General features: G+C 48.9%; 13 protein-coding genes, 3 tRNA genes and 3 rRNA genes. 6 read left to right on the top strand and 13 right to left on the bottom strand.

The features are described 5' to 3' along the window. Positions 1-59: 59 nt before the first annotated feature. From rrf to D4L85_RS03655, 9 genes are all read right to left on the bottom strand, one after another. Positions 60-171 (bottom strand): 5S ribosomal RNA (gene rrf / locus D4L85_RS03615). A gap of 174 nt (positions 172-345) precedes the next feature. Then, positions 346-3,244: ribosomal RNA gene (locus D4L85_RS03620) — 23S ribosomal RNA — on the bottom strand. A 346-nt stretch (positions 3,245-3,590) separates the two neighbouring features. Beyond that, positions 3,591-3,664 (bottom strand) — tRNA-Ala (locus tag D4L85_RS03625). 50 nt (positions 3,665-3,714) lie between these two features. Beyond that, positions 3,715-3,788 (bottom strand) — tRNA-Ile (locus D4L85_RS03630). Positions 3,789-3,925: 137 nt separating this feature from the next. Further along, positions 3,926-5,445: ribosomal RNA gene (locus D4L85_RS03635) — 16S ribosomal RNA — on the bottom strand. Together the 16S, 23S and 5S rRNA genes with 2 tRNA genes alongside form the textbook arrangement of a ribosomal RNA operon. A 367-nt stretch (positions 5,446-5,812) precedes the next feature. After that, positions 5,813-7,102 (bottom strand): adenylosuccinate synthase, encoded by a 1,290-nt coding sequence (locus tag D4L85_RS03640; RefSeq protein ID WP_119753036.1) that lies wholly within the window; start codon positions 7,100-7,102, stop codon positions 5,813-5,815. Positions 7,103-7,127: 25 nt separating this feature from the next. Then, positions 7,128-7,457: an STAS domain-containing protein gene (locus tag D4L85_RS03645; protein ID WP_119753037.1), complete on the bottom strand. Its 330-nt coding sequence runs from the start codon at positions 7,455-7,457 to the stop codon at positions 7,128-7,130. Then, positions 7,454-7,948, bottom strand: coding sequence for a Fur family transcriptional regulator (locus D4L85_RS03650; protein ID WP_119753038.1), 495 nt, complete (start codon positions 7,946-7,948; stop codon positions 7,454-7,456). Before D4L85_RS03650 ends, D4L85_RS03645 begins: the two co-directional genes overlap by 4 nt. 43 nt (positions 7,949-7,991) lie before the next feature. Beyond that, positions 7,992-10,211, bottom strand: a complete 2,220-nt coding sequence (locus D4L85_RS03655) for a RelA/SpoT family protein (protein WP_119753039.1) — start codon at positions 10,209-10,211, stop codon at positions 7,992-7,994. A gap of 126 nt (positions 10,212-10,337) precedes the next feature. On the opposite strand from D4L85_RS03655, the gene D4L85_RS03660 reads away from it, so the two are divergent. The 5 genes from D4L85_RS03660 (at position 10,338) to D4L85_RS03680 (ending at position 14,953) form a co-directional block, all read left to right on the top strand. Then, a tRNA-Leu gene (locus D4L85_RS03660) sits at positions 10,338-10,422 on the top strand. Positions 10,423-10,506: 84 nt separating this feature from the next. After that, positions 10,507-11,853: a trigger factor gene (locus D4L85_RS03665; RefSeq protein WP_119753040.1), complete on the top strand. Its 1,347-nt coding sequence runs from the start codon at positions 10,507-10,509 to the stop codon at positions 11,851-11,853. Positions 11,854-12,062: 209 nt separating this feature from the next. Continuing rightward, positions 12,063-12,737 carry a ClpP family protease gene (locus D4L85_RS03670; RefSeq protein WP_119758648.1) on the top strand — a complete coding sequence of 225 codons (675 nt, stop codon included), beginning with the start codon at positions 12,063-12,065 and terminating at the stop codon, positions 12,735-12,737. Between the two features lie 99 nt (positions 12,738-12,836). Continuing rightward, on the top strand, positions 12,837-14,069 hold the full coding sequence (clpX, locus tag D4L85_RS03675; RefSeq protein ID WP_073142419.1) for an ATP-dependent Clp protease ATP-binding subunit ClpX: 1,233 nt from the start codon (positions 12,837-12,839) through the stop codon (positions 14,067-14,069). Between the two features lie 74 nt (positions 14,070-14,143). Then, the gene (locus D4L85_RS03680) at positions 14,144-14,953 is read left to right on the top strand and encodes an alpha/beta hydrolase (RefSeq protein WP_119753041.1); all 810 of its coding nucleotides are present in this window, start codon (positions 14,144-14,146) and stop codon (positions 14,951-14,953) included. A gap of 34 nt (positions 14,954-14,987) precedes the next feature. Here D4L85_RS03680 and D4L85_RS03685 read toward each other — a convergent pair whose 3' ends face one another. After that, positions 14,988-15,422, bottom strand: a complete 435-nt coding sequence (locus D4L85_RS03685; protein ID WP_119753042.1) for a hypothetical protein — start codon at positions 15,420-15,422, stop codon at positions 14,988-14,990. 283 nt (positions 15,423-15,705) lie between these two features. Continuing rightward, positions 15,706-16,281 (bottom strand): YceI family protein, encoded by a 576-nt coding sequence (locus D4L85_RS03690; RefSeq protein WP_119753043.1) that lies wholly within the window; start codon positions 16,279-16,281, stop codon positions 15,706-15,708. A 117-nt stretch (positions 16,282-16,398) separates the two neighbouring features. Between D4L85_RS03690 and D4L85_RS03695 the strand changes: the two genes are divergently transcribed. Further along, positions 16,399-16,761, top strand: coding sequence for a winged helix-turn-helix transcriptional regulator (locus D4L85_RS03695; RefSeq protein WP_119753044.1), 363 nt, complete (start codon positions 16,399-16,401; stop codon positions 16,759-16,761). A 213-nt stretch (positions 16,762-16,974) separates the two neighbouring features. On the opposite strand, the gene D4L85_RS03700 is transcribed toward D4L85_RS03695, so the two are convergent. After that, complete coding sequence (locus D4L85_RS03700) at positions 16,975-17,316, bottom strand: hypothetical protein (protein WP_119753045.1); 342 nt, start codon at positions 17,314-17,316, stop codon at positions 16,975-16,977. Between the two features lie 206 nt (positions 17,317-17,522). Then, on the bottom strand, positions 17,523-18,344 hold the full coding sequence (locus D4L85_RS03705) for a CheR family methyltransferase (RefSeq protein WP_119753046.1): 822 nt from the start codon (positions 18,342-18,344) through the stop codon (positions 17,523-17,525).

An 18,344-nucleotide genomic window follows, 5' to 3' on the forward strand; every position in this document is an offset into this window, starting at 1 on the left:
AAAGGTATATAAAACAAAAAAGCCTTGCTGATGACTCAACAAGGCTTTTTAAAATAAAAGATAGGCAACGACTTACTCTCCCGGGTGTTATCCAAGTACCATCAGCGCTGGCGGGCTTAACTGCTCTGTTCGGAATGGGAAGAGGTGATCCCCGCCGCTATAGTCACCTTAAGATTTGCCTGCTGTAGTCTTTACTACCGCCGGTCTTAATGTTCATAGCTGATTGTTATTCATTACTGAACAACGCTCAAACTTAATATCGTTGACATGTGGCCTGATGAAAGAGCAGTGTAGAAGAGTTAAACGAGCACACAGTGTGCGTCTGAATAAAATTGTATTTTATCTTTTCTGAAGCGTTCGGGTAATTAGTACTGCTCAGCTTTGACATTTCTGCCTTTACACCTGCAGCCTATCAACGTCATAGTCTCTGACGTCCCTTAATGGAAGTCTCATCTTGAGGTGAGTTTCGCGCTTAGATGCTTTCAGCGCTTATCTCGTCCCAACGTAGCTACCCGGCGATGCAGCTGACGCCACAACCGGTACACCAGCGGTTGGTCCAACCCGGTCCTCTCGTACTAAGGTCAGATCCTCTCAAACTTCCTACGCCCATCACAGATAGGGACCGAACTGTCTCACGACGTTCTGAACCCAGCTCGCGTGCCACTTTAATAGGCGAACAGCCTAACCCTTGGGACCTTCTCCAGCCCCAGGATGTGACGAGCCGACATCGAGGTGCCAAACCTCCCCGTCGATGTGAGCTCTTGGGGGAGATCAGCCTGTTATCCCCAGCGTACCTTTTATCCTTTGAGCGATGGCCCTTCCATACAGAACCACCGGATCACTATATCCGTCTTTCGACCCTGCTCGACTTGTCAGTCTCACAGTCAAGCATGCTTATGCTATTGCACTCCACATACGGTTACCAAGCGTATTGAGCATACCTTTGAAAGCCTCCGATACACTTTCGGAGGCGACCACCCCAGTCAAACTACCCACCACGCACTGTCTCCGCAGGTCTTGCGGATTAGACATCAGATAAATAAAGGGTGGTATTTCACCGTTGACTCCCCTATACCTAGCGGCACAGGATCAATGCCTCCCACCTATCCTACACATCATCTACCCAATGTCAATGCGAAGCTATAGTAAAGGTGCATGGGGTCTTTCCGTCCCGTGACGGGTACACGGCATCTTCACCGTGACTACAATTTCACCGAGCTCATGGCTGAGACAGTGCCCAGATCGTTACACCATTCGTGCAGGTCGGAACTTACCCGACAAGGAATTTCGCTACCTTAGGACCGTTATAGTTACGGCCGCCGTTTACTGGGGCTTCAGTTCAACGCTTCGCCTTGCGACTAACGTCCCCCCTTAACCTTCCAGCACCGGGCAGGTGTCAGGCCATATACTTCATCTTACGATTTCGCATAGCCATGTGTTTTTGTTAAACAGTCGCCTGGGCCATTTCTCTGCGACCTTCTTTATTGCTAAAGAGAGGCAACCCTTTTCCCGAAGTTACAGGTTTAATTTGCCTAGTTCCTTAGCCATGACTCACTCGAGCACCTCAGGATTCTCTCCTTGACTACCTGTGTCGGTTTGCGGTACGGGTACCGTATCAATATGCTTAGAAGATTTTCTCGGAAGTCTGCTTACATTCTCTATCCATTCGGCCGGAGCCTCCTGGTACTGTTGGACTTCAGCATTCTCTGCGGATTTGCCTACAGAAAATATACCTACATCTTTTAACGCCCTATTTCGTCAGGGCGCGGAATTGTCACTCCTCCTTCTCTCCATCGCTCAATACGGTAGTATGGGAATATTAACCCATTGGCCATCAGATTCGCCTTTCGGCTATTCCTTAGGTCCCGACTTACCCGCGGATGATTAGCATTGCCGCGGAACCCTTAGTCTATCGGTGGGCAGGTTTCTCGCCTGCCTTATCGTTACTTATGCCTACATTTGCTTTTCTGACCGCTCCACCGTCCATTACCAGACGACTTCGCCGCTGTCAGAATGCTCCCCTACCACTTAGCATTGCTGCTAAATCCTGAGCTTCGGTACTACACTTGATGCCCGATTATTATCGATGCTCTGTCGCTCGACCAGTGAGCTGTTACGCACTCTTTAAATGAATTGCTGCTTCCAAGCAAACATCCTGGCTGTCTAAGCAACTGAACCGCCTTAGTTCAACTTAGTGTAGATTTTGGGACCTTAGCTGCAGGTCTGGGTTCTTTCCCTCTCGGACACGGACCTTAGCACCCATGCCCTCATTGCAGAGTATATTTGTTACCATTCGGAGTTCATCAGGATTTGGTAGGATGTGACTCCCCCTAGTCCTATTGGTAGCTCTACCTGTAACAAACTCAACCTCCACACTGTTCCTAAAAACATTTCGGGGAGTACGAGCTATTTCTCAGTTTGATTAGCCTTTCACCCCTACCCTCAGTTCATCCAAAAACTTTTCAACGTTTACTAGTTCGGACCTCCATCCCGTGTTACCGGAACTTCATCCTGACCAAGGGTAGATCACAAAGTTTCGCGTCTATTCCCACTGACTAAGCGCCCTATTCAGACTCGCTTTCGCTTCGGATCCGCAGCTTCAGCTGCTTAACCTCGCCAGTGACAATAACTCGTAGGCTCATTATGCAAAAGGCACGCCGTCACTGGATCTCCCAGCTCCGACCGCTTGTAAGCGTATGGTTTCAGGTTCTATTTCACCCTCCTATTCGGAGTACTTTTCACCTTTCCTTCACAGTACTGGTTCACTATCGGTCTCTCAGGAGTATTTAGCCTTACCAGATGGTGCTGGCAAATTCAAACGGGGCGTCTCCGACCCCGCCCTACTCAGGATACCACCTCCTTCTAACACCTTGCGCTTACGGGGCTATCACCCGCTATGGCCCGGTTTCCCACCCGGTTCAACTTCATGTTAGTCAGATTATGTGGTCCTATAACCCCGATCCAGCCGTAACTGAATCGGTTTGGGCTCTTACGCGTTCGCTCGCCACTACTTGCGCAATCACTCGATTGTTTTCTTCTCCTCCAGGTACTTAGATGTTTCAGTTCCCTGGGTTTGCTCCATCCCTTACGGGTGGTAATGTGTCTTCAACACACTGGGTTGCCCCATTCGGACATCTACGGATCAATAGCTATTTGCGCTTCCCCGTAGCTTTTCGCAGCTTATCACGTCCTTCTTCGCCTCTGAGAGCCTAGGCATTCCCCATACGCCCTTATTTACTTCTTTCAACGACGTCCTGTCCAATTACTTGGCAGGACTCACCTATGTGCTCGTTTAGTTATATGTATTGTTTGACGAATCACTTCGTCTCCCATACACACTCTTTTACTACTCTTTCATCAGCATGTCAATGAACTCCTTCATCAATCTTATTCCAACCAGGTGGCATCGAGATGGCTTATCTCATACAGCCCGCCCAAAGGGATTGATAACGTGGTAACTTTTTTCAGTCCTTTCGGATCTGTTTACCTTTTCTAACTTTTCAATGTCTGACAAGCGCATCCCGCTAATCAGTTTTTCTTTTTGTCTTTTCTAAACTTCGGCCTCCTTCGCCAAGGCTTCGGCGGCCAAGTGGAGAATATCGGAGTCGAACCGATGACCTCCTGCTTGCAAAGCAGGCGCTCTAGCCAGCTGAGCTAATCCCCCTAATACTTACAAAGTCCTGGGCCTCTCTTCCACCAAACCCATTTTTACCGTGGGCCTGCGTGGACTCGAACCACGGACCTCTACATTATCAGTGTAGCGCTCTAACCACCTGAGCTACAAGCCCGGATTTTGTCCTCTTTACCTAATAAACTCGAATAAATGTAATTGATAGCGAACCCCAATAAGAGTCGTCGGTTTTCATTTCGTTGTGCGCCTTTTGTGATTCGTCTTTAAAGACTCCTCAGGCTAACACAACTCCAGAAAGGAGGTGTTCCAGCCGCACCTTCCGGTACGGCTACCTTGTTACGACTTAGCCCTAATCATCGGTTTAACCCTAAACAGCGCCTTACAGCAACTGCCTTCAGGTCCTCCCGACTCTCATGGCTTGACGGGCGGTGTGTACAAGGTCCGGGAACGTATTCACCGCGCCATTGCTGATGCGCGATTACTAGCGATTCCAACTTCATGCAGGCGAGTTGCAGCCTGCAATCCGAACTGAGACGTACTTTTTGTGATTGGCTTACCATCGCTGGTTTGCAACACTCTGTATACGCCATTGTAGCACGTGTGTAGCCCTGGACGTAAGGGCCATGATGACCTGACGTCGTCCCCTCCTTCCTCTCCGCTTGCGCGGGCAGTCTTTTTAGAGTCCCCAGCTTAACCTGTTGGCAACTAAAAATAGGGGTTGCGCTCGTTGCGGGACTTAACCCAACACCTCACGGCACGAGCTGACGACGGCCATGCAGCACCTTGCTCCTTGTCCTTGCGGAAAAATCCATCTCTGGATCGGTCAAGGGCATTCTAGTCCAGGTAAGGTTCCTCGCGTATCATCGAATTAAACCACATGCTCCACCGCTTGTGCGGACCCCCGTCAATTCCTTTGAGTTTCACCGTTGCCGGCGTACTCCCCAGGTGGATTACTTATCGCTTTCGCTTGGCCGCGTACTGTATATCGCACACAGCGAGTAATCAACGTTTACAGTGTGGACTACCAGGGTATCTAATCCTGTTTGATCCCCACACTTTCGTGCCTCAGCGTCAGTTACAGCCTAGTAAGCTGCCTTCGCTATAGGTGTTCTTGACGATATCTAAGCATTTCACCGCTACACCGTCAATTCCGCCTACCTCATCTGTACTCAAGCTCATCAGTATCAATGGCACCCCTCTAGTTGAGCTAGAGTATTTCACCACTGACTTAATAAGCCGCCTACGCACCCTTTAAACCCAATAAATCCGGACAACGCTTGCCACCTACGTATTACCGCGGCTGCTGGCACGTAGTTAGCCGTGGCTTATTCACCAGGTACCTTCAATTTCCCACGCATGGGACTTTTATCCCCTGGCAAAAGCAGTTTACAACCCAGAAGGCCTTCTTCCTGCACGCGGCATGGCTGGTTCAGACTTCCATCCATTGACCAATATTCCCTACTGCTGCCTCCCGTAGGAGTCTGGCCCGTATCTCAGTGCCAGTGTGGGGGATCAACCTCTCAGTTCCCCTACTGATCATCGTCTTGGTGGGCCGTTACCCCGCCAACTAACTAATCAGACGCATGCCCATCCTTTACCTCCGTAGATTTAATCACAAAATGATGCCACTCCGTGATGTTACGGCGGGTTAATTCGAGTTTCCCCGAGCTATCCGCCTGTAAAGGGTAGGTTGCATACGTGTTACGCACCCGTACGTCACTCTCATATCTATTGCTAAATATTTACCGTTCGACTTGCATGTATTAGGCCTGCCGCTAGCGTTCATCCTGAGCCAGGATCAAACTCTCCATTGTAATAAACTTTCATACCTTCCCAATTGCTCGGTCCAGTATACGTCTCGACTTTCTTCACCCAGATCTCTCCAGATCAAATACTCGTCAGACTACAATAATTGTCTGAATTCCTAGACTCTCATTTATTTTTTCTTATTAAAAGAATTAATCACAAAAACCCCAACCTCGCGGCTGTAGTTTTCATGGGTCCGCTATCAATTATCATCCATTCAAAGAACGTGTTATCCGCCATGGGGCAGATAAGTGGGGTTACATCTCTAATCTCTTATCGAGTACCCTGATTTCACTCTGTTTCGCCCGATCCTTCTGAAAGGGGATGCAAAGGTATCTTTTCACCCCCACCTGCGCAAGGGGTGATCAAAAAAAATTATAGATTTTTCTCTTTCCGGTATACAGTCTGGGTGCGGTCGGGACCCGTAGAAACCAGCGTAATGGGCACCTGGAGCTCGGCTTCCAGGAATTTTATGTAGGTATCGAGCTCGGCCGGCAAATTTTGTTTCGAAACTCCGTTGGAATTCAGATCGGTGCTCCAGCCCTTTAATTCTGTATAAATCGGCGTAATTTTTTCGTTCACCAATTCATACGGCACCATATCGGTGATGGATCCGTCGGCTAACTGGTATTTTGTACACGCTTTTATGGTCGAAAAAATGCTGAGCACGTCGGCTTTCATCATCAAAAGTTGTGTGACACCGTTGATCATGATGGAATATTTGAGCGACGGAATATCAATCCATCCGCAGCGACGAGGTCTTCCCGTGGTGGAACCAAATTCTCTTCCCTCCTTGCGCATCAATTCGCCTTCATCGTCCATGAGTTCCGTGGGGAAAGGTCCGCTTCCCACGCGGGTGCTATACGCCTTAAAAATACCGTATACTTCACCAATGTGTCGCGGGGCAATACCGAGACCGGTACACGCTCCGGCGGTTACGGTGTTTGAGCTTGTTACAAAAGGATAGCTTCCAAAATCGATATCCAACAAAGCACCTTGAGCGCCTTCTGCCAAAATGGTGGCACCGGCCTTTAATTCTTTATTGAGAAAATATTCGCTTTCGATCAGGTTGAATGTCTTCAGCGATTGAATGGCCTCTAAAAACTGTTCCTTCAGTTCATTCCAATTATACTGAATGTCATGATCTTTCAGGATCTTAAAATGGATGTCGGTGAGCTTGTTGAACTTCTCCTGGAATTTATCCGAAAGAATATCGCCCACGCGCAATCCCTGGCGGCCGATCTTGTCCTGGTAGGTGGGGCCAATGCCTTTCAGCGTTGAACCGATCTTATCGTCTCCCTTCGCTTTTTCGTAAGCCTGATCGAGCAGACGGTGCGTGGGCAGGATCAACGTGGCTTTCTTCGAGATGAAGAGGTTGGCGTTTACATTCAGATTATACTTCTGAAGTTTTTCTATTTCTGTCTTAAATACAAAGGGATCCAGCACGACGCCGTTTCCGATGATGTTCTTCGTCTTTTCGCGAAAGATGCCGGAAGGAATTTGATGCAACACATGTTTGATGCCGTCGAACTCCAGCGTATGGCCTGCGTTGGGACCGCCCTGGAATCTTGCCACTACATCGTATTGGGGCGCCAATACATCCACGATCTTTCCCTTGCCTTCGTCACCCCACTGAAGGCCCAATAATACATCTACCTTAGACATCTCCTGATTCTTAAATTTTCTTGGATTACTTAATCACTTCTGCTTCCGTCTGAACGATTTGAAAAATGGCGTTCAGTTTCGTGATCACCAATAATTTCTGGACGCTTTCGGAGGGTTTCATCAAATACACTTCTCCGCCCTTGTTTCTGAACTTGGTGAGAATGGTAATGAGCACCCCAATGCCGCTGCTGTTGATGTAGCGGAGACCCGAGATGTCGACAATGCATGTCAACGCTTTTTGCTGGATCGCATCGGTCACCACTTCGATTACCGAGGCGCCGGTGTCTTCTCCGATGAGATCGCCGGACAGCCTCAGGATGAGGCTATTGTTCTTTATTTCGTGTTTGAAATTCATACTCCATTTAAGTTGTTGTGGGCGGCGGCTTCCCGCTTGTTCTCACAATTCACCCGCGTGCACGAAGCGTACAATATGAGTGAATGGTGCACGACGTTGAAATGCAGGATCTCCTCCACCGTGTTTTGTATGTTCTGGATCCGCGGGTCGCAAAACTCCACGACTTTGTGGCATTCCGTGCAGATGAGGTGGTCGTGTTGCTTGTAGCCGTAGGACTTCTCGTATTGCGCCAGGTTCTTTCCAAACTGGTGTTTGCTCACCAGGTCGCACTCTACCAGCAGGTCCAGCGTGTTGTAGACGGTGGCCCGGCTCACGCGGTAGTTCTTGTTTTTCATGCTGATATACAGGGATTCCACGTCGAAGTGGCCGTCGCGGGAATAGATCTCTTCCAGGATCGCATAGCGTTCCGGGGTCTTGCGCAGCTCCTTATTTTCCAGGTAGGCTGTGAAGATTTTCTTTACCTCGTCGTATATCTTGGTGTTGAGTGCCATTTGAAATAACGGGCAAAGATAGCAGGATAAAATAATTTACAGCCTATTCTTTTGAATCAAATCGGCTCACTTTTACCACGCCCTCTACGTTGCGCAGTTTCTCGATGAGTTGCTCCATATGCCGCGTATCGTTCAAATAAAGCATGATTTCGCCTTCAAAAATACCGGAATCGGTGTGGATAGACATGGAACTCATGTTCACCTTCAGCTCTTCGGAGATGATCTTGGTGACGTCGTTGATGAGGCCGACGCGGTCGGTGCCCAGGATCTTGAGGCCGGTGAGGAACGCCACTTCGTGCTGGGAGGTCCACTTGGCCTTTACCACCCGGTTGCCATGGTGAGAGAGCAATTCGGGGGCATTCGTGCAGTTGGTGCGGTGTATTTTTATGCCTTCATTGACGGTGACAAAACCAAAAACATCGTCGCCGGGGATCGGCGTGCAGCATTTGGCCAGCTTGTAATCCACCACATCCATGTCCTCGCCAATCAGGAGGATATCCTCATAGCGCCCTTTGGCCTGTTTTATTTCCTGCTCGATGGACTTGGCATCGGCCACCTGGGCATTGGGACGGGCCCTTATGGGCGATGCCGGCTTGTTTTCGGCGAATTTCTTGATGTCGGCCGAGGTGATGAAGCCGCGGCCCACTCTATAGTAGAGCTCGAAATTGGCGGGAACCTTGAAATATTCGCGCATTTGTTCCAGCAACTGCTGGGTGGGCTCTTCCTTGAGCTGGCGCAGCTTCCGGGCCAGGATTTCCTTGCCTTCCTCCGCCGATTTCCGTTTGTCTTCCTTCAGCTCGTCCTTGATCCGGGCCTTTGCCTTGGAGCTCACCACAAACCGCAGCCAGTCTTCGTGGGGCTTTTGTTTTTGGGAAGTGAGGATCTCGATCTGGTCGCCGTTCTTCAACACATAGTTGATGGGCACCAGCTTGTTGTTGACCTTGGCACCGATGCATTTGGAGCCCACCTGGGTATGGATCTCGAACGCAAAATCCAGCGCCGTAGCCCCATAGGGCAAGGTTTTGAGTTCTCCTTTCGGGGTAAAAACAAATACTTCTTCGCTAAAGAGATTGCCGCGAAAATCGTCCACGAAGTCCAGGGCCGAGTGGTTGTTCTGTTCCAGCAGGTCGCGGACGCGGGCGAGCCATTTTTCGAGGTTGGATTCGGCGGTGGTGTCACGGTCTTTATACTTCCAGTGGGCAGCATAGCCCTTTTCGGCAATTTCGTCCATGCGCTTGCTACGGATCTGGACCTCCACCCACTGGCCGTTCTTGGCCATTACCGTGGTGTGCAGCGACTCGTAGCCGTTGGATTTGGGCGTGCTGATCCAGTCGCGGAGCCGGTCGGGGTTGGGTGTGTAATAGTCGGTGACAATGGAATATACCTGCCAGCAAAGCGCCTTTTCATACTCCACGGTGGTGTCGAGGATGATGCGGATGGCGAACAGATCGAACACCTCTTCAAACGGGATGTTCTGTTTTCGCATTTTGTTCCAGATAGAATAGATCGATTTGGGGCGGCCTTTGATCTCGTATTCGATCTTGAGCTTGTCCAACTCGTCTTTGATGGGCACCATGAATTGTTTGATGAACTTGGTGCGGACCGCGCGGGTGGCGTCGATGTTTTCGGCGATGCCGTTGTAGACGGGCCGGTCGGTAAACCTCAAATACAGGTCTTCCAGCTCGGTTTTCATGGCATTCAGTCCCAGGCGGTGGGCCAGGGGCGCGTAGAGGTATATGGTTTCGTTGGCGACCTTGAGCTGCTTGTTCCGGGGCATGCTGTCGAGGGTGCGCATGTTATGGAGGCGGTCGGCGAGTTTGATGAGGATCACCCTGACGTCGTCCGACAGGGTGAAGAGCATTTTCCGGAAGTTCTCGGCCTGCTGGGAGGTGCCGTACTCGAACACACCGCGGATCTTGGTGAGGCCGTCGATGATGCGGGTGATCTTTTTGCCAAACATCTTTTCGATGTCGGTCAGCTCGATGTCGGTGTCTTCCACCACGTCGTGCATGAGGGCGGCGATGATGGAAGTGGTTCCCAGGCCGATCTCTTCCACGCAAATTTCGGCCACGGCCAGGGGGTGGAAAATGAAGGGCTCGCCCGACTTGCGTCGCATGTCTTTGTGGGCTTCCAGCGAGATGGTGAAGGCTTTCTTTATCAGCTTGGCATCGCCGTCCTTGAGGATGGGCTTGGCTTTGCGCAGTAATCTCCTGTAACGGTTAATGATCTCTTTCTTCTCCAGTTCGGCGTCTATTACCATTATTTACGGCAGATTTGGTGTGTTTGAGCGGTTTTTGTAAGTCGTTAAAAGTAAAAATGACTTTTTTCTGATAACAAATACAAACTATTTCTTATTTGTGAATATTCCATAAATTTGCGCCCTCCTTTTGCGGATGTGGCGTAATTGGTAGCCGTGCCAGACTTAGGATCTGGTGCCGAAAGGCGTGGGGGTTCGAGTCCCTCCATCCGCACCACTGAACCCTTGATGTTCGTTTCTTTAATCAGCACGGGCGTTGAGGGTTCTTGGTTTATCTGGTAAAACAATAAACAACTTAACTTTGGAAATTACATTAGACAAAAAGAACAACACCGAAGGTTTAATTAAAATTAAATTAACCGAAGGTGATTATCAACCCAACGTTGAAGAAAAAGTAAAAGATTACGCTCGCAAAGCAAACATCAAAGGTTTCCGTCAAGGAAAGGTTCCTACCGGCGTGATCCGGAAAATGTTTGGCAAATCCATCCTCGTGGACGAGATCAATCATCTGCTTTCGCACAAGCTTTCCGACTATATCAAAGAAAATAATCTCAAGATCCTCGGCGAGCCGCTGCCAAACCAGGAAAAGGCGTTGACCATCGACTGGGATGTTCAAAAGAATTTTGAGTTCGAATACCAGATCGGTATGGTGGATGATTTCCCGTACGAACTTTCTTCCAAAGTGAAAGTACCATCGTACCCGATCGAAGTGGACCAAAAGACCATCGACGAAACCGTGAGCGATCTGAAGAAGCGTTTTGGCAAAGTGAACTATCCCGAAGTGAGCGAAGCCGACGACAACTTATTCGGTCCCCTGAAAACTGCTGAAGGTGATTTTGCCCGCGAGCAATCCTTCATCGCCGTTGAGAAAGTAGAGAAGAAAGAGCAGAAGAAATTTATCGGCGCGAAGAAAGGCGATGCCATCGAGTTTGATATCGACAAAGCTTTTGGCGACGACAACCTGAAAGCCCAAGTGCTGGGATTGTCACCCGAAGAAGCAAAAGCGGTGAAAGGAAAATATATTCTTACCGTGGAGACCATCAGCCGCACCGAGCCCGCCGAATTGAACATCGAATTGTTCGACCGCGTGTTTGGAAAAGATGTTGTGACCGACGAGGCAGGATTTATTGCCAAGATCAAGGAAACGATCGGCGAGAACTACAAGCGCGAGTCCGACCACTTCCTGGAGCACCACATCGAAGATCATTTCGTGGCCAACACGTCCATTAACCTACCCGACGATTTCCTGAAAGCCTGGTTGAAATCCAGCAGCCAGGGTCAGGTGACCGACGAGGTGCTGGGCCAGGAATTTGAAGCCTACAAACGCGGTCTGAAGTGGGACCTGGTGAAGAACCGCATCGCCGACGACAACAAGATCACCGTGGAAGCCGACGAGGTTCGCGCCAAAGCCAAAGACCTGATCATCTCGCAGTTTGGCGGCCACGCATTTGCTGAACAGCTCGGCGACAAGCTCGACGCCATTGCCGACAACTATCTGCAGAACGAGAATGGCCAGAACTTCATGAAGCTCTACAACCAACTGCGTTCGGAGAAGATCCTGAAATACATCCGCGAGCACATCACGGTACAAGAGAAGAAAGTGACCGTGGACGAGTTCAAGAAGATCGTCGAAGAACACAAGCACTAAGAAAATGGCACCCGGCTGGTCAGTGTCTGCCGGGGTACAATAAAATAATAAGTTTACACGACTATGGTTTTAAGGCAACTTAAAACCATTTTCTTTTTAAGCGGGTTATAGGGTTGTATTTTAGCATCAGGATGCCTATGATTGTTCTACCGGCGAGCAAGCACGCCGGCATCCTACCTCAAAAAAAATCGTATCATAAACCTCAAATTATGGACTATAACAATGAATTCAGAAAGTATGCTGTTCACCACATGGGCATGAGCGGCAATACGATCGACAGTTACGCACAAAAAATCCAAAACATGACCCAGTACGTCATCGAAGAGCGTCCTGGGAATTTCCGCGCCATCGATGTGTTTACGCGGCTTATCTCTGACCGGATCATCTTTTTAGGCATGGGCATCGACGACCAGATCGCCAACCTTATCACGGCCCAATTGCTGTTTTTGGAGTCGTCGGACCCCAAGAAGGACATTATTATGTACATCAATAGCCCGGGTGGGTCAGTTTATGCCGGTTTGGGCATTTACGACACCATGCAATATGTGAACCCCGACGTAGCCACCATCTGTACGGGTCTGGCTGCCTCCATGGGCGCCGTGTTGCTCACCGCCGGTGCGGCCAAGAAAAGATCGGGTCTGCCCCATTCCCGCATCATGATCCACCAGCCCATGAGCGGCATGCAGGGTCAGGCGTCGGACATGGAAATCAGCCTGAAACAAACGTTGGAGGTGAAAAAAGACCTGTATAACATCATCGCCAAGCACAGCAACCAGAAGTACGAAAAGATCGAAAAAGACTCGGATCGCGACTACTGGATGCGTTCTTCGGAGGCCAAAGAGTACGGCCTGATCGACGAAGTGCTGGAGCGCAAAAAGATCTGATCCTTTTCGCCTCGTATCCGTTTCACACCGATGTGCCAAATATTCGCTACCTTTGTGGTGAGTTTGGCACATCGGTTTTATTTTAAAATCCTTTAAGTTATGGCTGAAGTTACCTGTTCATTTTGCGGCAGAAGCAAGAAAGACGTTGACCTGATGATCTCCGGCATCCATGCGCACATTTGCGACAAGTGCGTCACCCAGGCAAACCAGATCCTGGGCGAGGAAAAGAAAAGCAAGACCGAAGCCGGTTTCTCCCCCAATTTCAAACTCATCAAACCCATGGAAATCAAGAAGTTCCTGGATGAGTACGTGATTGGCCAGGACGAAGCCAAAAAGATCATGTCGGTGGCCGTCTACAACCACTACAAACGGTTGATGCAACGGAAACTGGACAGCGATGTGATGATCGAGAAATCGAACATCATCATGGCCGGCGAAACCGGTACCGGGAAAACCTACCTGGCCCGCACCCTGGCCAAACTGCTGCAAGTGCCCTTCTGTATCGCCGACGCTACCGTATTGACGGAAGCCGGCTATGTGGGCGAAGACGTTGAAAGTATCTTAACCCGTCTGCTCCAGGCGGCTGATTATAATGTGGAAGCGGCCGAACGCGGAATTGTCTATATCGATGAGATCGACAAGATCGCGCGCAAATCGGACAATCCTTCCATCACCCGCGATGTGAGCGGTGAAGGCGTTCAACAAGCTTTGTTGAAATTGCTGGAAGGCACGGCGGTGAACGTTCCCCCTCAAGGCGGACGGAAGCATCCCGATCAGAAAATGATCACCGTGAATACAGAGAACATCCTGTTCATTTGCGGCGGTGCGTTTGAAGGCATCTCGCGCTTCATTGCCAACCGTTTGAATACACGGCCGCTGGGCTTTGTGGCGGGCAGCGACAACGCGCATCCTGGATTAGACAAAGACAACTTGTTGCAGTTCATCACGGCTCAAGATCTGAAGAGTTTTGGTTTGATCCCTGAGTTGATCGGACGCCTTCCCGTAGTTTCCTTCTTGAATCCTTTGGATAGTGAAGCGTTGCGGAAGATCCTGACCGAACCGAAGAACGCTTTGATGAAGCAGTATAAGAAGTTGTTTGATATGGAGAACATCGAGCTGGAGTTCAAAGATGGCGCGATTGATTTCATTGTCGAGAAGGCAATGGAGTTCAAGTTGGGTGCGCGCGGTTTGCGCAGCATCTGCGAAGCGATCATCAACGATGCCATGTTCGAGTTGCCTTCGGAGAAGAATTTGGATCGCCTGGTGATTACACGGGCGTATGCAGAGGAGAAATTTAGCAAGTCGCAATACAGCAAGTTGAAGGTGGCGTAGCAGTCATCTTACCGCATAGAGAGGGAAGCGTGTTTCTTGAAACCAGCTTCCCTTTTTTTTTAAAACCACCACGCATGAGATTCCTTTTGAACACCGCCGTATTCCTGGTGCTGGCCTATCTCCTCGTTGTTTTGTTGGCCTTCTTGTTGCAAAAGAAATTGCTTTTTTATCCCACCAGGCTTCCCTGCGATTTCAAATTCCGCACCGATCGCAGACACGAAGAAGTTTTTCTGAACACATCCGACGGCGAAAAGATCGACGGGCTGTTTTTCTCTGCGCCCAGCGACAAGGTAATATTGTGTTTTCATGGCAATGCAGGAAGCCTCGAAGATTGGCAATTTGTTTGCGACGACTTTGATTCAACGGGCTTTAACTTTTTCGTTGTCGACTACCGTGGCTATGGAAAGAGCACCGGCAACATCTCGGAAGCGGGCTTTTACAAAGATGCACAGGCGGCTTATGACTTCTTGCTGGCCAGAGGCTTCGAGGCCGACCATATCGTGGTGTACGGACGATCGATCGGCTCGGGTGTCGCTGTTCACCTGGCGACCCATCGGCAAATCGCGGCATTGATTTTGGAATCGCCTTATATAAGCGTTGAGAAATTGGCAACGGAAAAATATCGTTATCTTTTTCCAACGCTCTATCTTCGTTATCATTTTGACAACCTAAGCAGGATCAACGCCGTGAAGGCCCCGTTGCTAGTGATCCACGGCCGGCGCGATGACCTCATTCCCTTTCCACATGGTCAGGCGCTGTACGATGCGTTCGACGGTAAGAAGCAATTGATTGCTGTGGACGGTGGTCATCATAACGATTTGAGCAGATCTCCACAGTTCCTTCCGGGGATTCTCAGCTTCCTGCGCGCGAATGTAGCGCGATGACCCGCGTCACAGACGCCATACCACACAAAATTGACTAGGATTTGAAGCGATTTCTAAAAGATTGTTTCACTCCCTGATGAACGCCTGCATAGAAAACCAGGCTCTTGCCCTTTGTCACCTGGATGAAGGACCTTACTTTGGAATGGAGATCGTTTCGAATGATCCACCGATAGGCTGTCCTCTTAACTTTTGGGAAATTTTTCTCCAATTTCTCTTTGATCACCTTGGTAACAATTTCGAAGACGATGAACCCAAACACGATCGATATGATCCATTCCAGTTGGTGAAAGGTCTCTTTGTTAACGATCGTCTTTTTTGCCGTCAGTCCCCACAGATTTTTGATGCTCCGGGTTTCGAAGAAATGGGAGACCAGGCCGGTTGCCGAGACGCCGATGAGGAAGCCGGCGAAATTGCCTGTGAGCTGGTCATACAAGTATCGTAAGACGGTTTTCAGACTGATGTTTTTCATGGGGAATGCGACGTTGAATGCTCATAAAGTAATAGCAATATCACCGTTGAATTACTTTAGATTATTTCAAATTCTTACATGCCTTTGAAAAGAAGAAATGACTGGAGGGGAGGAAGGCCAAGACATCCGGGAGAAATCCGGTGTTTGCTTCTAGTCTGGTATTGCAAGGGACAACTGGTCGCCACCACGCTGGAAAGCGATCGTCTTCAAAAAAAAGAGGACGGGCACTCGGCCCGTCCAGTGAAATATCGTCATTACTTCTCCAACGAATTGTATTCGTTTCTTATCCCTTCACAAATTCTGCATTGGTGTTAATTTCTACTTCATCGCTTACCACGGCTCCAGGCGTAGCGGCACCGATGGCAAAATCAGAGCGCTTTATGATCCCGCTTACTTTGAATCCGGCGATGGTCTTTTTTGTGTAAGGATGGACGGCCGTTCCGTTGAAGGTCACATCCAGTTCGACTTTTTTGGTTACCCCGTGCATCGTCAGGTTGCCTTCCACCTTATATTTTTTGTCGGCTACTTTTTTAAAGGAGGTACTCTTGAAGGTGAGCGTTGAAAATTTCGCTACGTCGAAAAAATCGGGGCTCTTCAGGTGGCCATCGCGCTGGTCGTCGTCGGTATTAATGGAGTTGATGTCGGCGGTCAGTTCGATCACGGCGTTTGAGAAATCGTCCTGCGCCGAGGTGATCTTGGCGTCAAACGATTTGAAATTGCCTTCTACATTCGAGACAAGCAAGTGGGTTACGCTGAATCCCAGTTTAGCATGCGATTTATCCAGTGACCAGGTTTGTCCAAAGGACACCTGAGATGAAAGCGATAGCAAAAGGACGAAAAATGCAATGTTCTTTTTCATAAATACGTTTTGTTTTTTTAGTGGCCCAAAACTATCTACATTTGCTATACATAAGTAACCACTATACTAAAGTATACCGGTATACTTCGGTATAGCAACTGTAAAAAAACAAAGTGCATGGGACGAATATCAGAACTGGAACAGGTAAAAAAATGTTCGACAACGTTTGTGTTAGCGGTGAATGACACCCTGAACGTCATCAACGGCAAATGGAAGTTGCCCATTATCGGATCGCTGCATTTTGGAAAAAAACGGTTTAAAGAGCTTGCCCGGGAGATCCCCAAAATAACGCCCCGCATGCTTTCAAAAGAATTGAAAGACCTCGAGGCTAACGGCGTCGTCACCCGAACCGTACATGGCACGATCCCGGTGACGGTGGAGTATGAATTAACCAGATCGGGCGAATCGTTTAATGAAGTGTTGGATGTGATGGTCAAATGGGGTCTTCAGCACCGAAAAAATTCCATGGGTAAACGTTAAGGCTACTTTGTCACTCCCGACCCTTACTTAAGTAAATTTATATTTTTACGTTTGGAGCGAAATCCCCATTATCTTTTAAGATAATCGGCAAAATCGCGCGAATTGATCTGTGGAATTGAGCATAAAAATACCCACCGCGTAGAAAAAAATGCGCACTGAACACTTTCAGGGATGGGCACCCATCCGCAGCGTTATTGATCCATCATGATGAAACTAGTCCGTGGGAAACAGCGAGACGTAAAGTTGTCGCTGCCAGGCACCCTTGCCTTCAATTTCCTTCATGAAGGGGTTTACAAATTTTGATGTGAACGGAAGGACGCTCTCGATTTCAGAAAACTTCAAGGCCGTGCAATTGATCATATGGCCTGTTGCGTCGAAGGGGGCCAGTAAAAAGAGCAGTTCGTTGTCCAGGATGATCTCTTTGACCACGGTGACCAAAGTTGGGGGATCGAGTCTTGGGGAGGTTATGCCGATCATGGAATTATTTTCCTTGCTGGTGAGAAGGCTTGACAAGACTTCTTTGGGTTCTTCGCAAAATCCGAGGGTTTCGGTCATGGGTGGTAATTAAGAGAAGCACGGCAATTTTAGAAGGATTGGACTTACTACTGTAAAAAATGTGCCAAGTATGCTGTTGCCTTCCGTTGATCCTTCGATAAGGGGGAGTACCGCCTTGTTTTTTCGGGGTTTGGGGCGCTGGGGCAGATGCAGGAATGTGCGGGTAACAGGCGTTAGGATGGTGAAAACGAACCCGTCCCGGTGATCTAAATTTTCCGAAAGATCTTGGCTTCCTCGTCAACCAGTAAAAATTTTTTGTTATTGATGAGGTGATTCATCGTGTCAAAAAAACCGATGATCAAATAGCCGCCCGGGGTTAAGGCATCATAGAACTTATCGAGCAATTTTTTTTTGGCGATCGCATCAAAATAGATCATCACGTTCCTGCAAAATATAATGTTAAAATGCCTTGGCGTCGAATCAGTGATCAGGTTTTGATACCGGAAGACAACGTGTGCTATCAAATCTGGATCCATGGTGGCATACTTTCCATCGGCGGTGAAGTATTTTGAAAAATCCAGATGGCTATTAAACTGCCGATAATTTGCTTCATTCTCAATCATCTTGATCTTATGATATACCCCGCTTCTGGCCTCTTCCAGCGCCGCGGTATTAAAATCGCTCGCCAAGGCTGTGGTCTTCCCTTGCCATCCCGATTCCTTTAAAAGAATTCCAAGCGAATAGACCTCTTCCCCCGTTGAGCACCCGGCATGCCAAACAGAAACCGAGGGCCGCGCCTTAAATTCCTCTGTTAACAAGCCGCTTAGGTTTCTCCAAAGAACAGGGTCACGAAACATGGAGGTCATTCCGACACTGATCTCATTCATAAAACCATGAATGAACCCCGGGTCACGCAAAAATCTTACCCATAGATCATGGATGCTGGACAGATCGAAGAGGCCCATCACGCGGATAATCCTACGCCGCAGGGACTTGCGCTCATAGCAGGTGAAATCGATACCATAGCGCGTGAGAATGCTTTGCACCAACGATTGTATCTCTTCTTCACTTACATTTTCAAGGGGCAT

Origin of the sequence: Chryseolinea soli (assembly GCF_003589925.1) — a bacterium.
In the GTDB taxonomy this organism is placed as follows: Bacteria; Bacteroidota; Bacteroidia; order Cytophagales; family Cyclobacteriaceae; genus Chryseolinea; species Chryseolinea soli.